Annotated in this window: 17 protein-coding genes and 1 tRNA gene; 6 read left to right on the forward strand and 12 right to left on the reverse strand. The window is 71.5% G+C overall.

All coding sequences use genetic code 11. From position 1 onward, the window contains the following. Positions 1 to 21: 21 nt before the first annotated feature. Positions 22 to 1,689, reverse strand: coding sequence for a sodium:solute symporter family protein (locus tag ACO1BR_RS23355; protein WP_426797037.1), 1,668 nt, complete (start codon positions 1,687 to 1,689; stop codon positions 22 to 24). 258 nt (positions 1,690 to 1,947) lie between these two features. On the opposite strand from ACO1BR_RS23355, the gene galT reads away from it, so the two are divergent. The 4 genes from galT (at position 1,948) to ACO1BR_RS23375 (ending at position 6,253) form a co-directional block, all read left to right on the forward strand. Beyond that, positions 1,948 to 2,991 (forward strand): galactose-1-phosphate uridylyltransferase, encoded by a 1,044-nt coding sequence (gene galT, locus ACO1BR_RS23360; RefSeq protein ID WP_426797038.1) that lies wholly within the window; start codon positions 1,948 to 1,950, stop codon positions 2,989 to 2,991. After that, a complete protein-coding gene (galE, locus tag ACO1BR_RS23365; protein ID WP_426797039.1) occupies positions 2,988 to 3,992 on the forward strand; it encodes a UDP-glucose 4-epimerase GalE in 1,005 nt (334 codons plus the stop codon). Before galT ends, galE begins: the two co-directional genes overlap by 4 nt. After that, complete coding sequence (galK, locus tag ACO1BR_RS23370; RefSeq protein WP_426797040.1) at positions 3,989 to 5,194, forward strand: galactokinase; 1,206 nt, start codon at positions 3,989 to 3,991, stop codon at positions 5,192 to 5,194. The genes galE and galK overlap by 4 nt, the downstream gene beginning before the upstream one ends. Positions 5,195 to 5,440: 246 nt before the next feature. Beyond that, entirely contained in the window at positions 5,441 to 6,253 is an 813-nt protein-coding gene (locus ACO1BR_RS23375; RefSeq protein ID WP_426797041.1) for a LuxR C-terminal-related transcriptional regulator, read from the forward strand. 25 nt (positions 6,254 to 6,278) lie between these two features. Here the strand turns inward: ACO1BR_RS23375 and ACO1BR_RS23380 are convergent, their stop codons facing one another. The 3 genes from ACO1BR_RS23380 to ACO1BR_RS23390 all read right to left on the reverse strand — a co-directional run bounded on the left by ACO1BR_RS23380 (position 6,279) and on the right by ACO1BR_RS23390 (position 9,711). Beyond that, a complete protein-coding gene (locus ACO1BR_RS23380; RefSeq protein ID WP_426797042.1) occupies positions 6,279 to 8,315 on the reverse strand; it encodes a beta-galactosidase in 2,037 nt (678 codons plus the stop codon). A 34-nt stretch (positions 8,316 to 8,349) separates the two neighbouring features. Next, positions 8,350 to 9,144: an SDR family NAD(P)-dependent oxidoreductase gene (locus tag ACO1BR_RS23385; RefSeq protein WP_426797043.1), complete on the reverse strand. Its 795-nt coding sequence runs from the start codon at positions 9,142 to 9,144 to the stop codon at positions 8,350 to 8,352. Between the two features lie 69 nt (positions 9,145 to 9,213). Beyond that, on the reverse strand, positions 9,214 to 9,711 hold the full coding sequence (locus ACO1BR_RS23390; RefSeq protein WP_426797044.1) for a MarR family winged helix-turn-helix transcriptional regulator: 498 nt from the start codon (positions 9,709 to 9,711) through the stop codon (positions 9,214 to 9,216). A 192-nt stretch (positions 9,712 to 9,903) separates the two neighbouring features. Between ACO1BR_RS23390 and ACO1BR_RS23395 the strand changes: the two genes are divergently transcribed. Next, positions 9,904 to 10,734: a trans-aconitate 2-methyltransferase gene (locus ACO1BR_RS23395; protein ID WP_426797045.1), complete on the forward strand. Its 831-nt coding sequence runs from the start codon at positions 9,904 to 9,906 to the stop codon at positions 10,732 to 10,734. A 170-nt stretch (positions 10,735 to 10,904) separates the two neighbouring features. Here ACO1BR_RS23395 and ACO1BR_RS23400 read toward each other — a convergent pair whose 3' ends face one another. Further along, complete coding sequence (locus ACO1BR_RS23400) at positions 10,905 to 11,591, reverse strand: TetR family transcriptional regulator (protein WP_426797121.1); 687 nt, start codon at positions 11,589 to 11,591, stop codon at positions 10,905 to 10,907. A gap of 13 nt (positions 11,592 to 11,604) precedes the next feature. Beyond that, positions 11,605 to 12,627 (reverse strand): acyl-CoA desaturase, encoded by a 1,023-nt coding sequence (locus ACO1BR_RS23405; protein ID WP_426797046.1) that lies wholly within the window; start codon positions 12,625 to 12,627, stop codon positions 11,605 to 11,607. A gap of 260 nt (positions 12,628 to 12,887) precedes the next feature. Here ACO1BR_RS23405 and ppc point away from each other — a divergent pair, with 260 nt between their 5' ends. Beyond that, positions 12,888 to 15,647: a phosphoenolpyruvate carboxylase gene (ppc, locus tag ACO1BR_RS23410; protein ID WP_426797047.1), complete on the forward strand. Its 2,760-nt coding sequence runs from the start codon at positions 12,888 to 12,890 to the stop codon at positions 15,645 to 15,647. An 83-nt stretch (positions 15,648 to 15,730) separates the two neighbouring features. Here ppc and ACO1BR_RS23415 read toward each other — a convergent pair whose 3' ends face one another. From ACO1BR_RS23415 to ACO1BR_RS23440, 6 genes are all read right to left on the reverse strand, one after another. Beyond that, complete coding sequence (locus tag ACO1BR_RS23415) at positions 15,731 to 16,249, reverse strand: hypothetical protein (protein WP_426797048.1); 519 nt, start codon at positions 16,247 to 16,249, stop codon at positions 15,731 to 15,733. 81 nt (positions 16,250 to 16,330) lie between these two features. Then, positions 16,331 to 16,921 carry an aminoacyl-tRNA hydrolase gene (gene pth, locus ACO1BR_RS23420; protein WP_426797122.1) on the reverse strand — a complete coding sequence of 197 codons (591 nt, stop codon included), beginning with the start codon at positions 16,919 to 16,921 and terminating at the stop codon, positions 16,331 to 16,333. A gap of 102 nt (positions 16,922 to 17,023) precedes the next feature. Next, positions 17,024 to 17,605 (reverse strand): 50S ribosomal protein L25/general stress protein Ctc, encoded by a 582-nt coding sequence (locus tag ACO1BR_RS23425; protein WP_426797049.1) that lies wholly within the window; start codon positions 17,603 to 17,605, stop codon positions 17,024 to 17,026. A gap of 219 nt (positions 17,606 to 17,824) precedes the next feature. Further along, positions 17,825 to 18,799, reverse strand: a complete 975-nt coding sequence (locus tag ACO1BR_RS23430; protein WP_159503381.1) for a ribose-phosphate diphosphokinase — start codon at positions 18,797 to 18,799, stop codon at positions 17,825 to 17,827. 73 nt (positions 18,800 to 18,872) lie between these two features. Further along, positions 18,873 to 20,354, reverse strand: a complete 1,482-nt coding sequence (gene glmU / locus ACO1BR_RS23435) for a bifunctional UDP-N-acetylglucosamine diphosphorylase/glucosamine-1-phosphate N-acetyltransferase GlmU (protein WP_426797050.1) — start codon at positions 20,352 to 20,354, stop codon at positions 18,873 to 18,875. A 132-nt stretch (positions 20,355 to 20,486) separates the two neighbouring features. Further along, a tRNA-Gln gene (locus ACO1BR_RS23440) sits at positions 20,487 to 20,558 on the reverse strand. Positions 20,559 to 20,693 lie beyond the last annotated feature (135 nt).

Genomic DNA, 20,693 nt, shown 5'->3' on the forward strand with positions numbered 1-20,693 from the left:
GGGTCTCCGGTCGGGGCGGGTTCAGAGCGAGTAGGGCAGGTAGCACAGCGCGGCGAGGGCGATGGCGCCCCAGCCCAGCAGCGCGGGCTTGCGGTACCAGGCGTCGTCGCCCTCGGCAGCCGGCTCTTCCAGACCCGGTGCCGTCGTTCCGTACACCAGCCCGGCGAGTTCGGCCTGCGGCTTGGGCTCGGTGAAGAGCGTGACGACGACCATGACCGCCGCGCCCGCGACGAAGCCGACGATCGCGGAGACGAAGTTGGCGCCCTGGTCGGTCGGTATGGAGATCACGTGCTGCTTGTAGATCCAGAAGTAGTTGACCATCGCGGCGGTGGTGCCGGCGAGCAGGCCCCAGACACCGGACTTCATCGAGGCCCGCTTCCAGAACATGCCGATGATGAAGACCACGAACATCGGCACGTTGAAGAAGGAGAACAGGGTCTGGAGGTAGCCCATGATGTTGGAGAACGACGAGGCGATGAACGCGGTGCCGATCGAGGCCAGCACGCCGATCGCGGTGATCAGCCGGCCGAACCGCAGGTAGTAGCCGTCGGGCCGGCCCGGCTTCATGTACTTGGACCAGATGTCGTACGTGAAGACGGTGTTGAAGGACGAGACGTTGGCCGCCATGCCGGCCATGAACGCGGCGAGCAGACCGGTGACGGCGATGCCCAGCACGCCGTTGGGCAGCAGCTCCTGCATGAGGTAGGGGATCGCGTCGTTGTACTGCAGGCCGCCCGGGGCGCCGATCTTCGGTACGAGCACGGCGGCGACCAGGCCCGGGATCATCACCAGGAAGACGATGAACATCTTCGGGAAGGCGGCGATGAGGGGGGTGCGCCGGGCGGCGGAGAGGTTCTTCGCGGACAGTGCGCGCTGCACCTCGGCGAAGTTGGTGGTCCAGTAGCCGAAGGAGAGCACGAAGCCCAGGCCGAGGATGATCGTCAGCCAGTTGGCGCCCAGCGGGTTGGCCTGGCCGATGCCCGTACCGCCCCACGCCGTCAGGAAGTTGTGGCCGTGCGCGGAGGTGAGCGAGTGGGTCAGACCGCCCCAGCCGCCGACCCGCTTGAGGCCGAGGACGACCAGCGGGATGAGCGCGGCGAGGATCACGAAGAACTGGAGCACCTCGTTGTAGATCGCCGAGGAGAGCCCGCCGATGGTGATGTACGCGAGGACGAACAGCCCGGCGACGACGATGGCCACCCACTGCGGCCAGCCGAGCAGCGCCTCGACGACGATCGACAGCGCGTAGAGGTTCACGCCCGCGATCAGGACCGCGGCGAAGGCGAAGAGTATCGAGCTGAGCAGGTGCGCCGACCTGTCGAAGCGCTGGAGCAGGAACTCCGGTACGGAGCGGACCTTCGAGCGGTAGTAGAAGGGCATCATGACCAGGCCGAGGAAGACCATGGCCGGGATGGCGCCGATCCAGTACCAGTGGACGACCGCGACGCCGTACTGCGCGCCGGTCGCCGCCATTCCGAGGATCTCGGTGGCGCCCAGGTTGGCGGCGACGAAGGCGAGTCCGGTGACCCAGGCGGGCAGCGACCGCCCGGAGAGGAAGAAGTCCAGGCTCGTCTTCACGCTGCGCCGGGCGGCGAAGCCGATGCCGAGGACGACGACGAAGTAGATGGCCAGGATCGTGTAGTCGAGCCCGTTGGTCGGGAGTCGTAGTCCTTCGGCCAGAGTGATCATGGGGGACTCTTTTCGGGGGGCACAGCGGTGTGCGCGATTCGAACGCACAGAAACGTACGCGCGGTCGACCGAAAACTGAATAGTTTTGTTCGGTTCCCATGTTGGATCGTGATTGATCTGAGAGAATCGCGGGTTGTTCGACAGGGAATGGCCGCTTTGTTCCCGCTTCGCTGACCGTGTATCGGCCGCACATTGACGCACCTGTTCGCTTGTGCTTCATTGTGTTTGTTTCTGTTTGGGTGCGGTGAGGAGCTACCGGTGAAGAAGACGGCGACCCGGCTCGCGGACGGCCGGGAGTTGATCTACTACGACACAGCCGACGACGTGGTCCGCGACGCCCCCGACCACCGCCCCCTCGACCCGGTCGCCACCGCCGCTGAGATCCGCCACGACCGCCTCCTCGGCGACTCCGTGGCCGTCGCCTCGCACCGCCAGGCCCGCACTTACCACCCGCCGGCCGACGAGTGCCCGCTGTGCCCCTCCCGCGATGGCCGGCACAGCGAGATCCCCGCCGCCGACTACGACGTCGCCGTCTTCGAGAACCGCTTCCCGTCCCTCGCCGGCGACCACGGCCGCTGCGAGGTGGTCTGCTTCACCTCCGACCACGACGCCTCGTTCGCCGACCTCACCGAGGAGCGGGCCGCCCTGGTCCTCGAAGCGTGGACCGACCGCACCGCGGAACTCTCCCAACTCCCCGGCGTCCAGCAAGTGTTCTGCTTCGAGAACCGCGGCGCCGAGATCGGTGTCACGCTCGGCCACCCGCACGGCCAGATCTACGCCTACCCCTTCACCACCCCGCGCACCGAGCGGATGCTCGCCTCCCTCGCCGCGCACCGCCGGGCCACCGGCCGCAACCTCTTCGACGACGTCCTCGCCGACGAACTCGCCGACGGCCGCCGGATCGTCCTCGAAGGCGAGCACTGGGCGGCCTTCGTCCCGTACGCCGCCCACTGGCCGTACGAGGTGCACCTCTACCCCAAGCGGCGGGTCCCCGACCTGCTCGCCCTCGACGGGGCGGCGCGCACAGAGTTCCCACAGCTCTACCTGGAAGTCTTGCGGCGGTTCGACCGGATATTCGGGCCGGGGGCGGCCCCGACGCCGTACATCTCCGCCTGGCACCAGGCGCCCGTACACGCCGCGGACCGCTCCCAGTTCGCGCTCCATCTGGAGCTTTTCACCATCCGCAGGACTTCCGGCAAGCTGAAGTTCCTCGCGGGTTCGGAGTCCGGCATGAACGTGTTCATCAACGACGTGCCGCCGGAGGCCGCGGCCGATCGACTGCGAGAGGTAGCGAGCGAGTGAGCAAGAAGTACCTGGTCACAGGCGGTGCCGGCTACGTGGGCAGCGTGGTGGCCCAGCATCTGCTGGAGGCCGGCCACACCGTGACGGTCCTCGACAACCTCTCCACCGGCTTCCGGGAGGGGGTCCCGGCGGGCGCCGGGTTCATCGAGGGCGACATCCGCGACGCCGGCCGGTGGCTGGACGCCTCGTACGACGCGGTGCTGCACTTCGCCGCGTTCTCGCAGGTCGGCGAGTCCGTGGCCGACCCGGAGAAGTACTGGCGCAACAACGTCGGCGGCACCATGGACCTGCTCACCGCGATGCGCGACGCCGGAGTGCGCCGGCTGGTCTTCTCCTCCACCGCCGCGACCTACGGCGAGCCGGTCGGCACCCCGATCACCGAGACCGACCCCACCGCCCCCACCTCCCCGTATGGCGCCAGCAAGCTCGCCGTCGACCACATGATCAGCGGTGAGGCCGCCGCGCACGGCCTGGCCGCCGTCTCGCTGCGCTACTTCAACGTCGCCGGCGCCTACGGCGACTGCGGCGAGCGCCACGACCCCGAGTCGCACCTGATCCCGCTCGTCCTCCAGGTCGCCCAGGGCCGCCGCGAGGCGATCTCCGTCTACGGCGACGACTACCCGACCCCCGACGGCACCTGCGTCCGCGACTACATCCACGTCGCCGACCTCGCGGAGGCCCACCTGCTCGCCGTGGCGGCGGCGCGGCCCGGCGAACACCTCGTCTGCAACCTCGGCAACGGCAACGGCTTCTCCGTACGCGAGGTCATCGAGACCGTCCGCAAGGTCACCGGGCACCCCGTCCCCGAGATCACCGCCCCGCGCCGCGCCGGCGACCCGGCCGTCCTGGTGGCCTCCGCACGGACCGCCATCGACCGGCTCGGCTGGCGCCCCAGCCGCGCCGACCTCGCCGGAATCATCGCCGACGCCTGGCGGTTCGCCCGGCGCATCGCCCGCGAGGAGTCCGCGGACCTGCCACACCAGCCGAAGGAGTCCGCGTGACCGACACGGAGCACGGCGCTCCCCGGACGGCGGCGGCCTTCCGCGAGGTGTACGGGGCGGAGCCCCAGGGCGTCTGGGCGGCGCCCGGCCGGGTCAACCTGATCGGTGAGTACACCGACTTCAACGACGGCTTCGTGATGCCGCTGGCCCTCCCGCACACCACCCTCGCCGCCGCCGCGCCCCGCCCCGACGGCGTGCTGCGCCTGCACTCGGCCGGCGCCGGCGGCGGCATCACCGAGCTGCACCCCGACGCGCTGCGCGGCGAGGCGCCGACCCCCACCGCGGGATGGGCCGCCTACCCGGCGGGCGTCGTCTGGGCGCTGCGGGAGGCCGGGCTGCCGGTGGGCGGCGCGGACCTGCACTACGAGAGCGCGGTGCCCACCGGCGCCGGGCTGTCCTCCTCGGCGGCCCTGGAGGTCGCCACCGCCCTCGCCCTCAACGATCTCTACGGACTCGGCCTGGCCCCACAGGAGTTGGCCCGGATCGCCCAGCGGGCGGAGAACGCGTTCGTCGGCGTGCCCTGCGGGATCATGGACCAGACCGCCGCCGCCTGCTGCACCGCCGGGCACGCCCTCTTCCTGGACACCAGGGACCTCAACTACCGTCACGTACCGTTCGATTTGGCGGGGGAGGGGCTGCGGCTCCTGGTGGTCGACACCCGCGTCCGGCACGAGCTCGGAGACGGCGCGTACGCCCAGCGGCGCGCCGGCTGTGAACGCGGTGCGCGGGCGCTCGGTGTGCGCGCCCTGCGCGATGTTCCGTACGCGCATCTGCCCGTGGCCCTCGACCGACTTGACGATCCCGCGGTCCGCTCCCTCGTCCGCCATGTCGTCACCGAGAACCACCGTGTGGAACAGGTCGTCGCCCGCCTCGACGCCGGTGACATCCGCGGCATCGGCCCGCTGCTCACCGCCGGACACGCCTCGCTCCGCGACGACTTCGCGGTCTCCTGCGCCGAACTCGACCTCGCCGTCGGCGCCGCCGACGCGGCGGGTGCGCTGGGTGCCCGGATAACCGGCGGCGGCTTCGGCGGCTCGGCGGTGGTGCTCGTCGAGGAGCGCGCCGCGGAGCCGGTCGCCGACGCGGTCACCGCGGCGTTCGCGGCGGCCGGGTTCGCCGCTCCGCGGATCTTCCCGGCCGTTCCGAGCGCCGGTGCACGCCGTCTGGCGGACCAGTCCACCGGGACCGCCGCGCGCGCCTGAGACGCCCCCGGCGCTCCGGCCAATCGCCGGGCCACTTCGGCCATTCGCCTTCCCGGGCCGCGCCCCGACCGTAGGCTTGATCCGGTGCCGGTGGGGGCCGGTGCCGTTTCAGGGGGCGAGACCGTTTCGGGCACGGCGTCCGGGGTGGGGTGGCCAGGTCGGCGCGGCGGCGGCCGTGCCGTTGAGGCGATCTTCAATCCGGGCGCCGTGCCCGCTATGGTCCGTTCACCGAGACAGGGGGTCTCTGTGCAACGAATCCGGGTTCTGGTGGTCGACGACCACCGCATCTTCGCCGAATCCCTGGCCGCCGCGCTGGCCGCGGAAGTGGACGTGGACGTCGCGGCGGCGGGCAGCGCCCCGGCGGCGCTGCGCAATCTGGACCGGGCGGCCGCCGACGGCCGCCGCTTCGACGTGCTGCTGGCGGACGCCGATCTGGCCGCGCCGCTGCTCGCGGTGCCGCCGCAGCCGTCCGCCCGCGACGGCGCGTCCCGCGACGCCGCGGCGCGGGACGGGGCGGTCCGCGAGGCCGCGCCCCGCGGCTGCCCGATGGACGGCATCGCGCTGGTCTCCGGGCTGCGCTCCAGCCACCCGTACCTGCGGACGGTGGTGCTCGCCGACCGGGACGACCCGCGCCGGGCCGCCTCGGCCCTCCTGGCCGGCGCCTCCGGCTGGGTCGCCAAGGACTGCTCGCTCTCCCGGCTGCTCGCCGTCATCCGCGGCGTGCTGCGCGACGAGACGCATCTGCCGCCCGCCCTGCTGACCGGCGTCCTGCGGGAGTTGACGGCCGCCCGCCGGCACCGTACGGAGAGCGAGCGGCTGGTGGAGTCGCTGACCCCGCGCGAGCGCGAGGTGCTGCGCTGCATGGTGGCGGGGCTGGGCCGCAAGGCGGTCGCCGAGCGGCTGTTCCTCTCCCCGCACACGGTCCGTACGCACATGCAGAACGTGCTCGGCAAGCTCGGGGTGCACTCCACCCTCGCGGCGGTGGCGCTGGCCCGCCGGGCCGGCGTCGGCCCGGTCGAGCTGGAGCCGGCCGGGGCGGGCCCGGTCACGGTGCCCTGACGGGCGGCCGGCGCTCCAGTACGGGTCAGTCCGGCTCCGCCGCCGGATCGGTCAGTACGGCCACGCCCCGGGCGGCCAGCGCCACCTGCTCCACGGCCGCCGCCCGGGGCGCCAGCGCGTCCCGCATGGGCCCCGGCAGCCTCACCTCCACCGCCCTCGCCCCGTGGTTGAGCAGGAACAGGTACCGCCCGCCGGCACCCTCCCGTACGGCCGCCTGCACCCCCGCCGGGAGCCCCGGCAGTACGGGCGTCACCCCCGCGGCCTCGCGGACGTCGTCCAACAGGGTCCGCAGCAGCGCCGGTTCGAGGCGGGTGCCGAGGTACCAGACGGTGCCCCGCCCGTAGTCGTGCCAGGTCACCGCGGGCCGCCCCGCCAACTCGCCGTCCGTGAAGCGGACGAGAGCCTTTGCCCCCTCCAGGTCGATCTCCTCCGACCACAGGTCCGCCCGCCCCGCGTACGCCCGTTCCCCGACGGCCCCGACGGCCCCGACGGCCCCGACGGCCCCGACGGTCACCGAACGGCCCTCGGCCAGCGGCCAGAACTCCGCGACCCGCAGCCCCAGCAGCTCGCGCAGCGGCGCCGGATAGCCCCCCGGGTGCACCCGGTCGTGCGTGTCGACGATCCCCGAGAAGAACGACACCACCAGCCGCCCGCCGTCCCGTACATAGGCCGCCAGCCGCTCCGCGTCCCGGGCCGTCACCAGATACAGGTTCGGCACCACGACCAGCCGGTAGCCGGACAGCTCCCGCTGCGGCGGCACCACGTCGCAGGCCACCCCCGCCTCGAAGAGCGGCCGGTAGTGCTCCAGCGCGATCCGGGAGTGGTCCAGCGCGGTCGACGGCCGGGAGTCCAGCTCCAGCGCCCACCAGCTGTGCCAGTCCGCCAGCAGCGCGACCGACGCCCGCGACCGGGTCCCCGCGATGCCCGGAACCGACGCGAACTCCCGCCCGAGATCGGTGACTTCACGCCACGTACGGGTGTCCGTCCCGCCGTGCGGCAGCATCGCCGAGTGGAACTTCTCCGCCCCGCCCAGCGACTGCCGCCACTGGAAGAACAGCACCGCGTCCGCCCCCTGCGCCACCGCCTGCCAGCTCCACAGCCGCATCGCGCCGGGCGGCTTGGGCCCGTTCCTCGGCCGCCAGTTGACCGCGCCGGGCGCCTGCTCCAGCAGCAGCCAGGGCTGCCCGCCGCGCGCGGAGCGCATCAGGTCGAAGACGTACCCGGCCCGTACGTGATCGTCCGCCGCGTACGGGTCCTGGTAGAAGTCCAGCGCCATCGCGTCCAGGTGCGGCGCCCAGCCGAACGCGTCGACCGGCTTGTGCTGCGGCATCAGGTTGGTGGTGACCGGCACCTCCGGCGCCAGCCGCGCCAGCACCGCCTTCTCGGCCAGATAGCAGGCCCGCAGCGCGTGGTCGCCGAAGCGCAGATAGTCCAGCTGCTGCGCCGGGTTGGGGAAGGTGGGCGCGGCCCGCGGCGGTAGCACCTCGTCGAAGTCCCCGTACGCCTGCGACCAGAAGGCCGTCGACCAGGCGTCGTTGAGCGCGTCCACGCTCCCGTAGCGGGTCCGCAGCCAGACCCGGAAGTCCTCCGCCGACACCTCGCAGAAGCACTGCCGGGTGTGGCACCCGTACTCGTTGCCCACATGCCACATGGCGAGCGCCGGATGCTCCGCGTACCGGGCGGCGAGCTGCTCCACCAGCCGTACCGCGTACGACCGGTAGACCGGGCTGGACGGGCAGAAGTGCTGCCGGGCCCCGGGCCAGCGGCGCTGCCCGTCCGGCCCCTCCGGCAGGATCTCCGGGTGCGCGCGGGTCAGCCAGGGCGGCGGCGAGGCCGTCATCGTCGCCAGGCACACCTCGATCCCGGCTCCCGCCAGCCCGTCCAGCACCCGGTCGAACCAGCCGAAGTCCCATTCCCCGGGCCGGGGTTCGACCTTCGCCCAGGAGAAGATCCCGGCCGTGACCGTGGTGACGTGGGCCGCCTTCATCAGCGCCAGGTCCTCGGCCCACACCTCCTCGGGCCACTGCTCGGGGTTGTAGTCGCCGCCGAATCGGATGCCCATCGGACCCCCAGGGTCGCAGTCGAGGTTCCCGCCCTCACGAAGAGTTCTTGTACACGCTCCACCCGCCGTCGACGACCAGGCTCGCCCCCGTCACGAACGACGCCTCGTCGGACAGCAGGAACGCGATCGCCGCCGCGACCTCCTCGGGCCGCCCCAGCCGCCGCGCCGCCGTCTGCGCCGCGCTGGCCTGCCGGTCCGCCTCCCCGATGCCGTCCCAGGCCGCGGTCAGCACCGGGCCCGGCAGCACGCTGTTGACCCGCACCTCGGGCCCGTACTCCACCGCCAGCTGCCGCCCCAGCCCGGTCAGCCCGGCCTTGGACGCGGCGTACGCGGGCCGCCCCGGCAGCCCGACCAGCGCGTGCACCGACGACGTCAGCACCACCGACCCGCCGCGCGCCCGCAGATCCGCCAGCGCGGCCCGCACGCCGAGGAAGGAGCCGGTCAGGTTCACCGCCAGCTGCCGCTCCCAGTCCGCCGCCGGCGTCTCGTCGGCCGCCGCGACGTACCGCAGATACGCGTTGCTGACCAGCCCGTCCACCGGGCCGTACCGCCGCCGCGCCGCCTCCACGGCCCGCCGCCAGTCGCTCTCGTCGGCCACGTCGCAGTGCTCGTACGAGGCCCGCCCGCCGGCCGCCCGGATCCGCCGCGCGGTGTGCTCGCCGCGCGCGTCGTCGATGTCCAGCAGCAGCACCCCGGCGCCCTCGGCCGCCAGCCGGTCCGCCGTCGCCGCCCCGATCCCGCCGGCCGCCCCGGTCACCACGACCGTCCGGCCCGCGAACCGCCTGCCGTACGGGCCACCGGGCACCGGGCGCGTTTCGTGCTGGCTCATGCCGCGATCCAAGCCCACCCGGGGGCGGCCGGGCAAGAGGACACGGGGGCGTGCGGGAGGGGTGTGGCCCTAGCCGGGGATGTTGTCGAAGGGGCCGGTCAACCGCCGCAGCAGACCGGCCAGTTCCTGCCGCTGCGCTCGCGAGAGCTCGGCGAGAATCGCGCGCTCCTGGGCGAGCAGTCCGGCCAGGGACTGGTCGGCCTTGTCGCGGCCCTGGGCGGTCAGCCGGACCAGCACGCCGCGCCGGTCGCTGGGGTCGGGCAGCCGCTCGACAAGCTCTTTCTTGGCCAGCCGGTCGATGCGGTTGGTCATCGTGCCGGAGGTGACCAGCGTCTGCGTCAGCAGGGCGCCGGGGGAGAGTTGGTAGGGGGCGCCGGCCCGCCGCAGCGCGGTGAGCACGTCGAACTCCCAGGGCTCCAGTCCCACCTCGGAGAACGCGAGGCGGCGGGCCCGGTCCAGATGTCTGGCCAGCCGGGAGACGCGGCTGAGGACCTCAAGCGGTTCCACGTCGAGGTCCGGGCGCTCGCGGCGCCATGCTGCCACCAGTCGGTCGACCTCGTCCTCCATGACGATCAGTGTAAAGGGTCTGTCGACGTGAAGTCTCTTGACGTAAAGTATCTCGACGTCTAGATATATTTTCCCGGACTACTGGGAATCGTCGCCGCGGGCTCGGATTCCATCCGAGATGGCTAGAACGCGGCGCGACGACTTCCGGAGTCGAACCGTGCCGACCCTGTATCAGCAGAGGGGTTTTCGAACATGCACGACGCACCAACCTGGGATCCGCAGCAGTACCTGCATCACTCCGGGCACCGCACCCGGCCTTTCCGCGACCTTCTCGCCCGGATACCACAACTGCCGCGGCCGGGCCGTCCCGCCCGCATCGCCGACCTGGGCTGCGGTCCGGGCAACGTGACGGTCCAGCTCGCCGACCGCTGGCTCGACGCGCACATCACCGGCTTCGACAACTCCCCCGAGATGCTGAAGGAAGCCGAGAACCACGCCGGGCCGACCCCCGGCGGCGGCCACCTGGACTTCGCGCCTGCCGACGCCGCCGACTGGATTCCCGAAGAGCCTTACGACCTGATCGTTTCCAACGCCGCGTTGCAATGGGTCCCCAACCACCCGGACTCCTTCGCCCGCTGGGTCGACGCCCTCACCCCGGGCGGCACCTTCGCGTTCCAGGTACCCGGGAATTTCACCTCGCCCAGCCACGCCCTCCTCGGCGAACTGTGCGACTCCCCGCAATGGCGCGACCGCCTGGACACCCACGGTCGCCGCTTCGTCCATATCCTCGAACCCGCCGACTACCTGGAGCGCCTCACCGACCTCGGCTGCGCCACCGACGTCTGGGAAACCACCTACGTCCAGCTCCTCCAAGGCGACGACCCGGTCCTCGACTGGGTCAAGGGCACCGCCCTGCGCCCCGTCCTCACCGTCCTCGAAAACGACCCGGAGGCGCGCGAAGCCTTCCTCATCGAATACCGCGACGCGCTGCGCGAGGCGTACCCCACCGGCCGGCACGGCACGGTGTTCCCCTTCCGACGCATCTTCGTCGTGGCCCAGAAGCCCCCGACCCCCATCGCCTGACTCCGCCCGACCGCCATGAGCACCGGCCTCGGCCACATCCAGCTCGCCGCCTGCCTGGGGAGGCATGGAGAAGGCTGCTGGTTCGAGGCCGGCGCGGCACCGCCCGCGCCGGCGCCGGGCACCGGTCGTCGGTGCCGGGGTCTTTCCGAGCCCGACCCAGCGGAGCGGCCCTAGTTCTTGCGGTGCCCTATCAGCCGCGGCTTGGCCTCCAGATTGCCCAGCCCGTGCCACGCCAGGTTCACCAGGTGCGCCGCCACCTCCGCCTTCTTCGGCTTGCGGGTGTCGACCCACCACTGACCGGTCAGCGCCACCATGCCGACCAGGGCCTGCGCGTACAGCGGGGCCAGCTTCGGATCGAAGCCGCGTGCCTTGAACTCCAGCCCGAGGATGTCCTCGACCTGGGTGGCGATATCGCTGATCAGGGACGCGAAGGTGCCGGTCGACTGGGCGACCGGCGAGTCGCGGACGAGGATGCGGAAGCCGTCCGTGAACGTCTCGATGTAGTCGAGGAGCGCGAACGCGGCCTGTTCCAGCAGCTCGCGCGGATGGCCGGCGGTCAGCGCACCGGTCACCATGTCCAGCAGCTGCCGCATCTCGCGGTCCACGACCACCGCGTACAGCCCCTCCTTGCCGCCGAAGTGCTCGTAGACCACGGGCTTGGACACGCCGGCCTTGGCGGCGATCTCCTCGACGGACGTGCCCTCGTAGCCACGCTCGGCGAACAGCGTGCGGCCGATGTCCAGCAACTGCTCCCGGCGTTCCGCACCGGTCATCCGTACCCGGCGCGCGCGCCGGCCCCCGGGCGTCGAGGACGCGGAGGACTTTCCCTTGCCGTTGTTCGCGCTGCTGCTGTCGATCGCCACTCGTCAATCATGCCGCCTGCGCGGCCTTCTCCCCGCCTCGGGCGTTCTCCTGGCGTCGGGCGTCGATCCGCGCCGCGTTCGGCCAGCGGACGTCGTACGCCCAGCCGGCCCGCTCGAACCAGCGGATCAGCCGGGCGCTGGAGTCCAGCTGGCCCTTCATGACCCCGTGCCGGGCGCAGGTCGGGTCCGCGTGGTGGAGGTTGTGCCAGGACTCGCCGCAGGACAGCACCGCCAGCCACCACACGTTGCCGGAGCGGTCGCGGGACTTGAACGGGCGCTTGCCGACCGCGTGGCAGATCGAGTTGATCGACCAGGTGACGTGGTGCAGCAGCGCCACCCGCACCAGGGAGCCCCAGAAGAACGCGGTCAGCGCGCCCTGCCAGGACCAGGTGGCCAGCCCGCCGACCAGCGGCGGGACCAGCAGCGACACCGTCGTCCACAGGATGAACTGGCGGGAGACGGTCCGGATCGCCGGGTCCTTGATCAGGTCGGGGGCGTACTTGTGCTGCGGGGTCTGCTCCTCGTCGAACATCCAGCCGATGTGCGCCCACCACAGGCCCTTCATCAGCGCGGGCACGCTCTCGCCGAAGCGCCAGGGGGAGTGCGGGTCGCCCTCCGCGTCGGAGAACTTGTGGTGCTTGCGGTGGTCCGCCACCCAGCGGACCAGCGGGCCCTCCACCGCCATCGACCCCATGACCGCCAGCGCGATCCGCAGCGGACGCCGGGCCTTGAAGGCGCCGTGCGTGAAATAGCGGTGGAAGCCGATCGTGATGCCGTGGCAGCCGATGTAGTACATCGCCGTCATCAGCCCGAGATCGAGCCAGCTCACCCCCCAGCCCCAGGCCAGCGGCACCGCGACGACCAGCGCCACGAACGGCACGGTGATGAACAACAGCAGGCTGATCTGTTCCAGCGAGCGGCGCTGCTCGCCGCCCAGCGTCGCGGACGGCAGGGTGGACGGAGCGGAAGAACCGGCGGGCGCGTCGAGCGGTAGCGGTGACTCTTCGACGGCTTCAGTACCAGCGGTCATGGTGTCCCTCGTCGGGGGCTCGGGGGCTCGGATACGGCCTACGGGACCGTAACCTACGGTTTCGTAAGTATGGCAGCGACACCGCCGCGGGCAAGACTGTGACAGGCCCCGACCCCCGCCCGCCACGGCGGGTGCCCACCCTGCGGACGGTGTGATTCGCCGCTGGTGGGGAGACCTATCCTGGGGGCGTCGGACAGCGCGGTCCGCCACAAGCCCAGACGTGCTCAATGACTGCACCATCACTGCAAGGAGCCGCACCTGTGAGCAGTGCCGACAACACCACCGCCGAGAACGTGTCCGAAAACCCCGACGCCACCAGCGACAACGTCGCGCTGCGCGCCGACATCCGCCGCCTCGGCGACCTCCTCGGCGAGACCCTCGTACGGCAGGAGGGACAGGAGCTGCTGGACCTCGTCGAGCGGGTCCGCGCGCTGACCCGCTCCGACGGCGAAGCCGCCGCCCGGCTCCTCGGCGACACCGACCTGGCCACCGCCGCCAAGCTCGTGCGCGCCTTCTCCACGTACTTCCACCTGGCCAACGTCACCGAGCAGGTGCACCGCGGTCGCGAGCTGCGCGCCAAGCGGGCCGCCGAGGGCGGCATCCTCGCCCGCACCGCCGACATGCTCAAGGACGCCGACCCCGAGCACCTGCGGGCCACCGCCCGCCACCTCGGCGTCCGCCCGGTCTTCACCGCCCACCCCACCGAGGCCGCCCGCCGCTCCGTCCTCACCAAGCTCCGCAGGGTCGCCGAGCTGCTGGACCGCACGGACCCCACCGAGCGCCGCCGCGCCGACCTCCGCCTCGCCGAGAGCATCGACCTCATCTGGCAGACCGACGAGCTGCGGGTGGCCCGCCCGGAGCCCACCGACGAGGCCCGCAACGCCATCTACTACCTCGACGAGCTGGGCCGCGGCGCGGTCGGCGACGTCCTCGAAGACCTCGCCGCCGAGCTGGAGCGGGCCGGCGCCCAGCTGCCGGCCGGCACCCGCCCGCTCACCTTCGGCACCTGGATCGGCGGCGACCGCGACGGCAACCCCAACGTCACCCCCCAGGTGACCTGGGACGTCCTGATCCTCCAGCACGAGCACGGCATCACCGACGCACTGGAGCACGTCGACGAGCTGCGCGGCGCGCTCTCCAACTCCATCCGCAACTGCGGCGCCACCGACGAGCTGCTGGAATCCCTCCGGCGGGACCTCGACCTCCTCCCGGAGATCAGCCCCCGCTACAAGCGGCTCAACAGCGAGGAGCCCTACCGCCTCAAGGCCACCTGCGTCCGGCAGAAGCTGATCAACACCCGCGACCGGCTCGCCGGCGACACCCCGCACGTGCCCGGCCGCGACTACCTGGGCACCGCCGAACTCCTCGACGACCTGGCGATCATCCAGACCTCGCTGCGCGAGCACCGCGGCGGCCTGATCGCCGACGGCCGCCTGGAGCGCACCCTGCGCACCATCGCCGCCTTCGGCCTCCAGCTCGCCACCATGGACATCCGCGAGCACGCCGACGCCCACCACCACACCCTCGGCCAGCTCTTCGACCGCCTCGGCGAGGAGTCCTGGCGTTACGTGGACATGCCGCGCGACTACCGCCGCAAGCTCCTCGCCAAGGAACTGCGCTCCCGCCGCCCGCTGGCCCCCACGCCCGCTCCGCTCGACGAGGCCGGCGCCAAGACCCTCGGCGTCTTCCGCACCATCCTCAAGGCCAAGGACACCTTCGGCCCCGAGGTCATCGAGTCGTACATCATCTCCATGTGCCAGGGCTCCGACGACGTCTTCGCCGCCGCCGTACTGGCCCGCGAGGCCGGCCTGATCGACCTGCACGCCGGCTGGGCCAAGATCGGCATCGTGCCGCTGCTGGAGACCACCGACGAGCTCAGGATCGCCGACCAGCTGCTGGACGAGATGCTCGCCGACCCCTCCTACCGGCGGCTGGTCGCCCTGCGCGGCGACGTCCAGGAGGTCATGCTCGGCTATTCGGACTCCTCCAAGTTCGGCGGTATCACCACCTCCCAGTGGGAGATCCACCGCGCCCAGCGCCTGCTGCGCGACGTCGCCCACCGGCACGGCGTACGGCTGCGCCTCTTCCACGGCCGCGGCGGCACCGTCGGCCGCGGCGGCGGCCCCTCGCACGACGCCATCCTCGCCCAGCCCTACGGCACCCTCGAAGGCGAGATCAAGGTCACCGAGCAGGGCGAGGTCATCTCCGACAAGTACCTGGTCCCCTCACTGGCCCGGGAGAACCTCGAACTGACCGTCGCGGCCACGCTCCAGGCATCCGCCCTGCACACCGCCCCCCGCCAGTCCGACGAGGCGCTGGCCCGCTGGGACGCCGCCATGGAGACCGTCTCCGAGGCCGCCCACGGGTCCTACCGCCGCCTCGTCGAGGACCCCGACCTGCCCGCGTACTTCTTCGCCTCCACCCCGGTGGACCAGCTCGCCGAGCTGCACCTGGGATCGCGCCCGTCGCGCCGCCCGGACTCCGGCGCCGGCCTCGACGGACTCCGCGCCATCCCCTGGGTCTTCGGCTGGACCCAGTCCCGCCAGATCGTCCCGGGCTGGTTCGGCGTCGGCACCGGCCTCAAGGCCGCCCGCGAGGCCGGGCTCGGCAGCGTCCTGGACGAGATGCACGAGCACTGGCACTTCTTCCGCAACTTCCTCTCCAACGTGGAGATGACGCTCGCCAAGACCGACCTGCGGATCGCGCAGCACTACGTCGACACCCTCGTCCCCGACGCGCTCAAGCACGTCTTCGACGACATCAGGGCCGAGCACGAACTGACCGTCCAGGAAGTCCTGCGGGTCACCGGGGAACGCGAACTCCTCGACTCCAACCCGGCCCTGAAGCAGACCTTCCACATCCGCGACGCCTACCTGGACCCGATCTCCTACCTCCAGGTCTCCCTCCTGGACCGCCAGCGCCGGGCCGCCGCCAACGGCGAGGAGGCCGACCCGGTTCTCGCCCGCGCGCTGCTGCTGACCGTCAACGGCGTCGCCGCCGGCCTCCGCAACACCGGCTGACCCGGCACCGCTCCGCACACGACGGCGGCCCGCCCCTCGCACCAGAGGGGCGGGCCGCCGTCGTACGTCCGGATCCGCCGCGTCTACATCGTCGCGAAGGTCGCCCCCAGCAGCGCCGCCCCCAGCAGCCCCATCACCCACGCCGTACGGCGCAGCCGGAGTCCGCCGGCCACGATGAGCGCCGCCAGCAGCAGCGCCCCGCCGAACGGCACCCAGGCATGCAGCACACCGCCCAGCCCGGTCCGCACCGCACGGGTGGAGTCCGGCCGCAGCGCCACCGCGACCCGCTCGCCCTTCTTCACCGCCGTCTGCGCGACCGACACCTGCTGCCGCCGCCCGCCCGCGTCGGCCGGGACGAACGGCCCCGTGCAGCGGTCCGCGGCACACGCCGCCACCGTCATCGTGCCGCGCTCCCGCCCCTTGGCGAGCATCGCGTACCGCGCCGTCCCCCACGACGTCCACACCCCCGCGACCAGCAGGAGCAGCGCAAGCAGCGCCATCACCGCGGTCCGGGCGACGAGGAGCACCCCGAAGGCACCCTCGCCGAACCGCCGGGAACGACTGCGTCTGACCGAACCGGTCCGCCTACTGCGTGGGGGCATGGCGGCGATCCTTGGCCATCCCGCCGCGCCCGGTCAACCTCCGCCCGGCCTTTCGTCAGGCCCTGCCCCGCACTGCCCCATTCACGAGTTGTACGTGCTCTGCGCCCGTTCCAGACCCTCCAGGATCAGCGCCTCCACCGCGTCGGCCGCCCGGTCCACGAAGTAGTCCAGTTCCTTGCGCTCCGCCGACGAGAAATCCTTCAGCACGAAATCCGCCACCGGCATCCGGCCCGGCGGACGGCCGATCCCGAACCGCACCCGGTGGTAATCCGAACCCAGCGACTTCGTGATCGACTTCAGGCCGTTGTGCCCGTTGTCCCCGCCGCCCAGCTTCAGCCGCAGGGTGCCGTGATCGATGTCCAACTCGTCATGCACCGCAATGATGTTGGCCACCGGGACCTTGTAGAAGTCCCGCAGCGCCGTGGTCGGCCCGCCCGAGAGGTTCATGAACGACATCGGCTTGGCGACCACCACCCGGCGGCTCGACGGCCCCGGCGGACCGATACGCCCCTCGACGACCTGCGCCCGCGCCTTGTGCGCCTTGAAACGCCCGCCCATCCGCTCCGCGAGCAGATCCGCCACCATGAAACCCACATTGTGGCGATTGGCCGCGTACTCCGGCCCCGGATTTCCCAGCCCCACAACGAGCCAAGGGCTGTCTGCGCCCGCCATCTCCGCCATTTCCGCGTCTCCTTGAAAGCAGTCAACCGCCGCCCCGCGCCAGAGCACGGGACGGCGGTTGAAAGAGTATTCCGGATATTCCGGAACGGGCGATCAGGCTTCCTCGCCCTCCGCCTCGGCCTCGGCCGGGGCCTCGGCCTGCGCGGCGACGACCTGCAGCACCGGGGTGTCACCCTCGACCGTCAGCGACGCACCGGCGGGCAGCGCGATGTCCTTGGCGAGGACGGTGTGACCGGCGTCCAGGCCCGCGATCGACACGGTCACGGCCTCGGGGATGTGGGTCGCCTCGGCCTCGACCGGCAGGGTGTTCAGCAGGTGCTCCACCAGGTTGCCGCCCGGCGCCAGCTCGCCCTCGGTCTGGATCGGGAGCTCGACGGCGACCTTCTCGCCCTTCTTGACGGCCAGGAAGTCCACGTGGACCAGGAAGCGGCGGATCGCCTCGCGCTGCACGGCCTTGGGGATGACCAGCTCGCCACCGCCCTCGCCCTCCAGGCGGATCAGCGCGTTCGGGGTCTTCAGGGCCATCATCAGCGCGTGGCTGTCGATCGCGATGTGCTTGGGCTCGGCACCGTGACCGTAGATGACCGCCGGAACCTTGGCCTCGCGACGCAGGCGGCGGGCGGCGCCCTTGCCGAAGTCGTTACGGGCCTCAGCGGTGAGCTTGATCTCAGCCATGACAGCACTCCTCGTATCTCAGAAACATCTGCGGGGCGTCACCCGGCCCACGACAGACCTGCTACGAAGAGCGCGTCGATAACGGACAGCCACCGCACAAAAGGGCGGCCTCCCTCGCCGAGCAACTCGATGAGTCTACCCGGCGGGCAGGCCGCCCCAAAATGGATCTCCGTCGCCCCTGGTGCGGGCCACCGCCCGCACCGGACTACCGGATCCGGCTCACTGCTCCTCGAAGAGGCTCGTCACCGAGCCGTCCTCGAACACCTCGCGGAGTGCCCGCGCGATCGTCGGCGCCATCGACAGCACCGTGATCTTGTCCAGCTCCAGCTCCGAAGGCGTCGGCAGCGTGTTCGTGAACACGAACTCGCTCACCTTCGAGTTCTTCAGCCGGTCCGCCGCCGGACCCGACAGCACACCGTGCGTCGCCGTCACGATCACATCCGCCGCACCGTTCGCGAACAGCGCGTCGGCCGCCGCGCAGATCGTGCCGCCGGTGTCGATCATGTCGTCGACCAGCACACACACCCGGTCCTGCACATCGCCGACGACCTCGTGGACGGTGACCTGGTTCGCCACGTCCTTGTCGCGCCGCTTGTGCACGATCGCCAGCGGCGCGCCCAGCCGGTCGCACCAGCGGTCCGCGACCCGCACCCGGCCCGCGTCCGGCGACACCACCGTCAGCTTCGAGCGGTCCACCTTCGCGCCGACGTAGTCCGCCAGGACCGGCAGCGCGAAGAGGTGGTCCACCGGGCCGTCGAAGAAGCCCATGATCTGGTCCGTGTGCAGATCGACCGTCACCACGCGGTCGGCACCCGCGGTCTTCATCAGATCCGCGATCAGCCGCGCCGAGATCGGCTCGCGGCCGCGGTGCTTCTTGTCCTGGCGCGCGTACCCGTAGAACGGACAGACCACGGTGATGCTCCGGGCCGAGGCCCGCTTCAGCGCATCGATCATGATCAGCTGTTCCATGATCCACTTGTTGATCGGAGCCGTGTGGCTCTGGATCAGAAAGCAGTCCGCACCGCGCGCCGACTCCTGATAGCGGACGTAGATCTCGCCGTTCGCGAAGTCGAAAGCCTTCGTCGGGACCAGGCCCACACCCAGCTGGTGCGCGACCTCCTCGGCAAGCTCGGGGTGGGCGCGGCCGGAGAAGAGCATCAGCTTCTTCTCGCCGGTCGTCTTGATCCCGGTCACAGCAAATCTCCTTGCATCACAGTTTGCATGCGCTCATCACGGTACGCCCCGCACGGCGTACCCGTCGGCACAGTCACCGCTCGCCCTCGGGCTGGGAATCCGAGTCCTGGCCGGACTCGGGGCGAGCGGCCGAAGCGGCCTGCGCGGCGGCGCTCCCGGGTCGCTTGCGGGCGACCCAGCCCTCGATGTTGCGCTGCTGGCCGCGCGCGACCGCCAGCGAACCCGGGGGCACATCCTTGGTAATGACCGAACCGGCGGCGGTGTACGCGCCGTCCCCGATCGTGACGGGCGCCACGAACATGTTGTCCGAGCCCGTCTTGCAGTGCGAACCGACGGTCGTGTGGTGCTTCGCCTCACCGTCGTAGTTCACGAACACGCTCGCCGCACCGATGTTGGTGTACTCGCCGATCGTCGCATCCCCCACGTACGACAGGTGTGGCACCTTCGTGCCCTCACCGATCCGCGAGTTCTTCATCTCGACGAACGTCCCGGCCTTCGCCTTCGAGGCCAGCACCGTCCCCGGCCGCAGATACGCGTACGGACCCACCGACGCCCCGGGCCCGACCTCCGCGCCGTCCGCCACCGTGAACGCGACCGACGCGCCCGCGCCGACCCGGGTGTCCGTCAGCCGCGACTGCGGACCGACCTCGGCACCCGTGCCGACGTGCGTGGCACCCAGGAGCTGCGTCCCGGGCTGAACCGTCGCGTCCTGCTCGAACGACACCGTCACATCCACCCACGTCGTGGCCGGATCGACCACCGTCACGCCGGCCAGCATCGCCCGCTCCAGCAGCCGCGCGTTCAGCAGCCGGCGGGCCTCCGCCAGCTGCACCCGGTTGTTGATCCCCAGGATCTCCCGGTGGTCGGCCGCCACCGCGGCGCCGACCCGGTGCCCGGCCTCGCGCAGGATCCCCAGCACGTCGGTGAGGTACTCCTCGCCCTGACTGTTGTCCGTACGCACCTTGCCCAGCGCGTCGACCAGCAGTCGCGCGTCGAAGGCGAACACCCCGGAGTTGATCTCCCGGATCGCCCGCTGCGCGGCGCTCGCGTCCTTGTGCTCGACGATCGCGGTCACCGCACCGGAGACCTCGTCCCGCACGATCCGCCCGTAGCCCGTGGAATCCGGGACCTCGGCGGTCAGCACGGTGACGGCGTTGCCGTCCGCCGTGTGTGTGTCGCTCAGCTTCTTCAGCGTCTCGCCGGTCAGCAGCGGGGTGTCGCCGCACACGACGACGACCGTGCCGTCGAGGGCGGCACCGCTGCCGCGCAGCTCGTCCAGCGCCGTGCGCACGGCGTGCCCGGTGCCGTTCTGCTCGTGCTGGACGGCGGTGCGGACGGCGGGGTCTACCTCGGCGAGGTGCTGGCGCACCTGCTCGCGGGCGTGGCCGACGACCACGACGAGATGCTCGGGGTCCAGTTCACGGGATGCGGCGACGACGTGTCCGACGAGGGAGCGTCCGCAGATCGCGTGCAGGACCTTGGGGGTCGTCGACTTCATGCGGGTTCCCTCACCCGCTGCGAGAACGACGACGGCGGCCGGGCGGTTGGCGCTCACGGGGATGCCCTTCGGCTTCTTGGCTACTTCGGGTGGTGGTCACCCGAAGGATACCGGGGCGTTTTGCAGAGGAAACGAGGGCGGGTCCTGACCGAGCGGTCAGGACCCGAACCGTGCCGTTGTCGACGTGTGCTCCCCCGCCAGGACTCGAACCCGGACATAAGGCACCAAAAGCCTCAGTGCTGCCAATTACACCACAGGGGATAGAAAAGCGATTCAAACCGGACGATGCGTCAGGTCGGTCACTTGGCACCCACCACTATGCCGTACCACCAGCCTCCGACGCGACGGTATGCGCCGCCGCCGTGCGGAACGCGCCTGGCGAGGCGCCCGTTGCGC

Source organism: Streptomyces sp. YGL11-2 (assembly GCF_050054615.1).
In the GTDB taxonomy this organism is placed as follows: domain Bacteria; phylum Actinomycetota; class Actinomycetes; order Streptomycetales; family Streptomycetaceae; genus Streptomyces.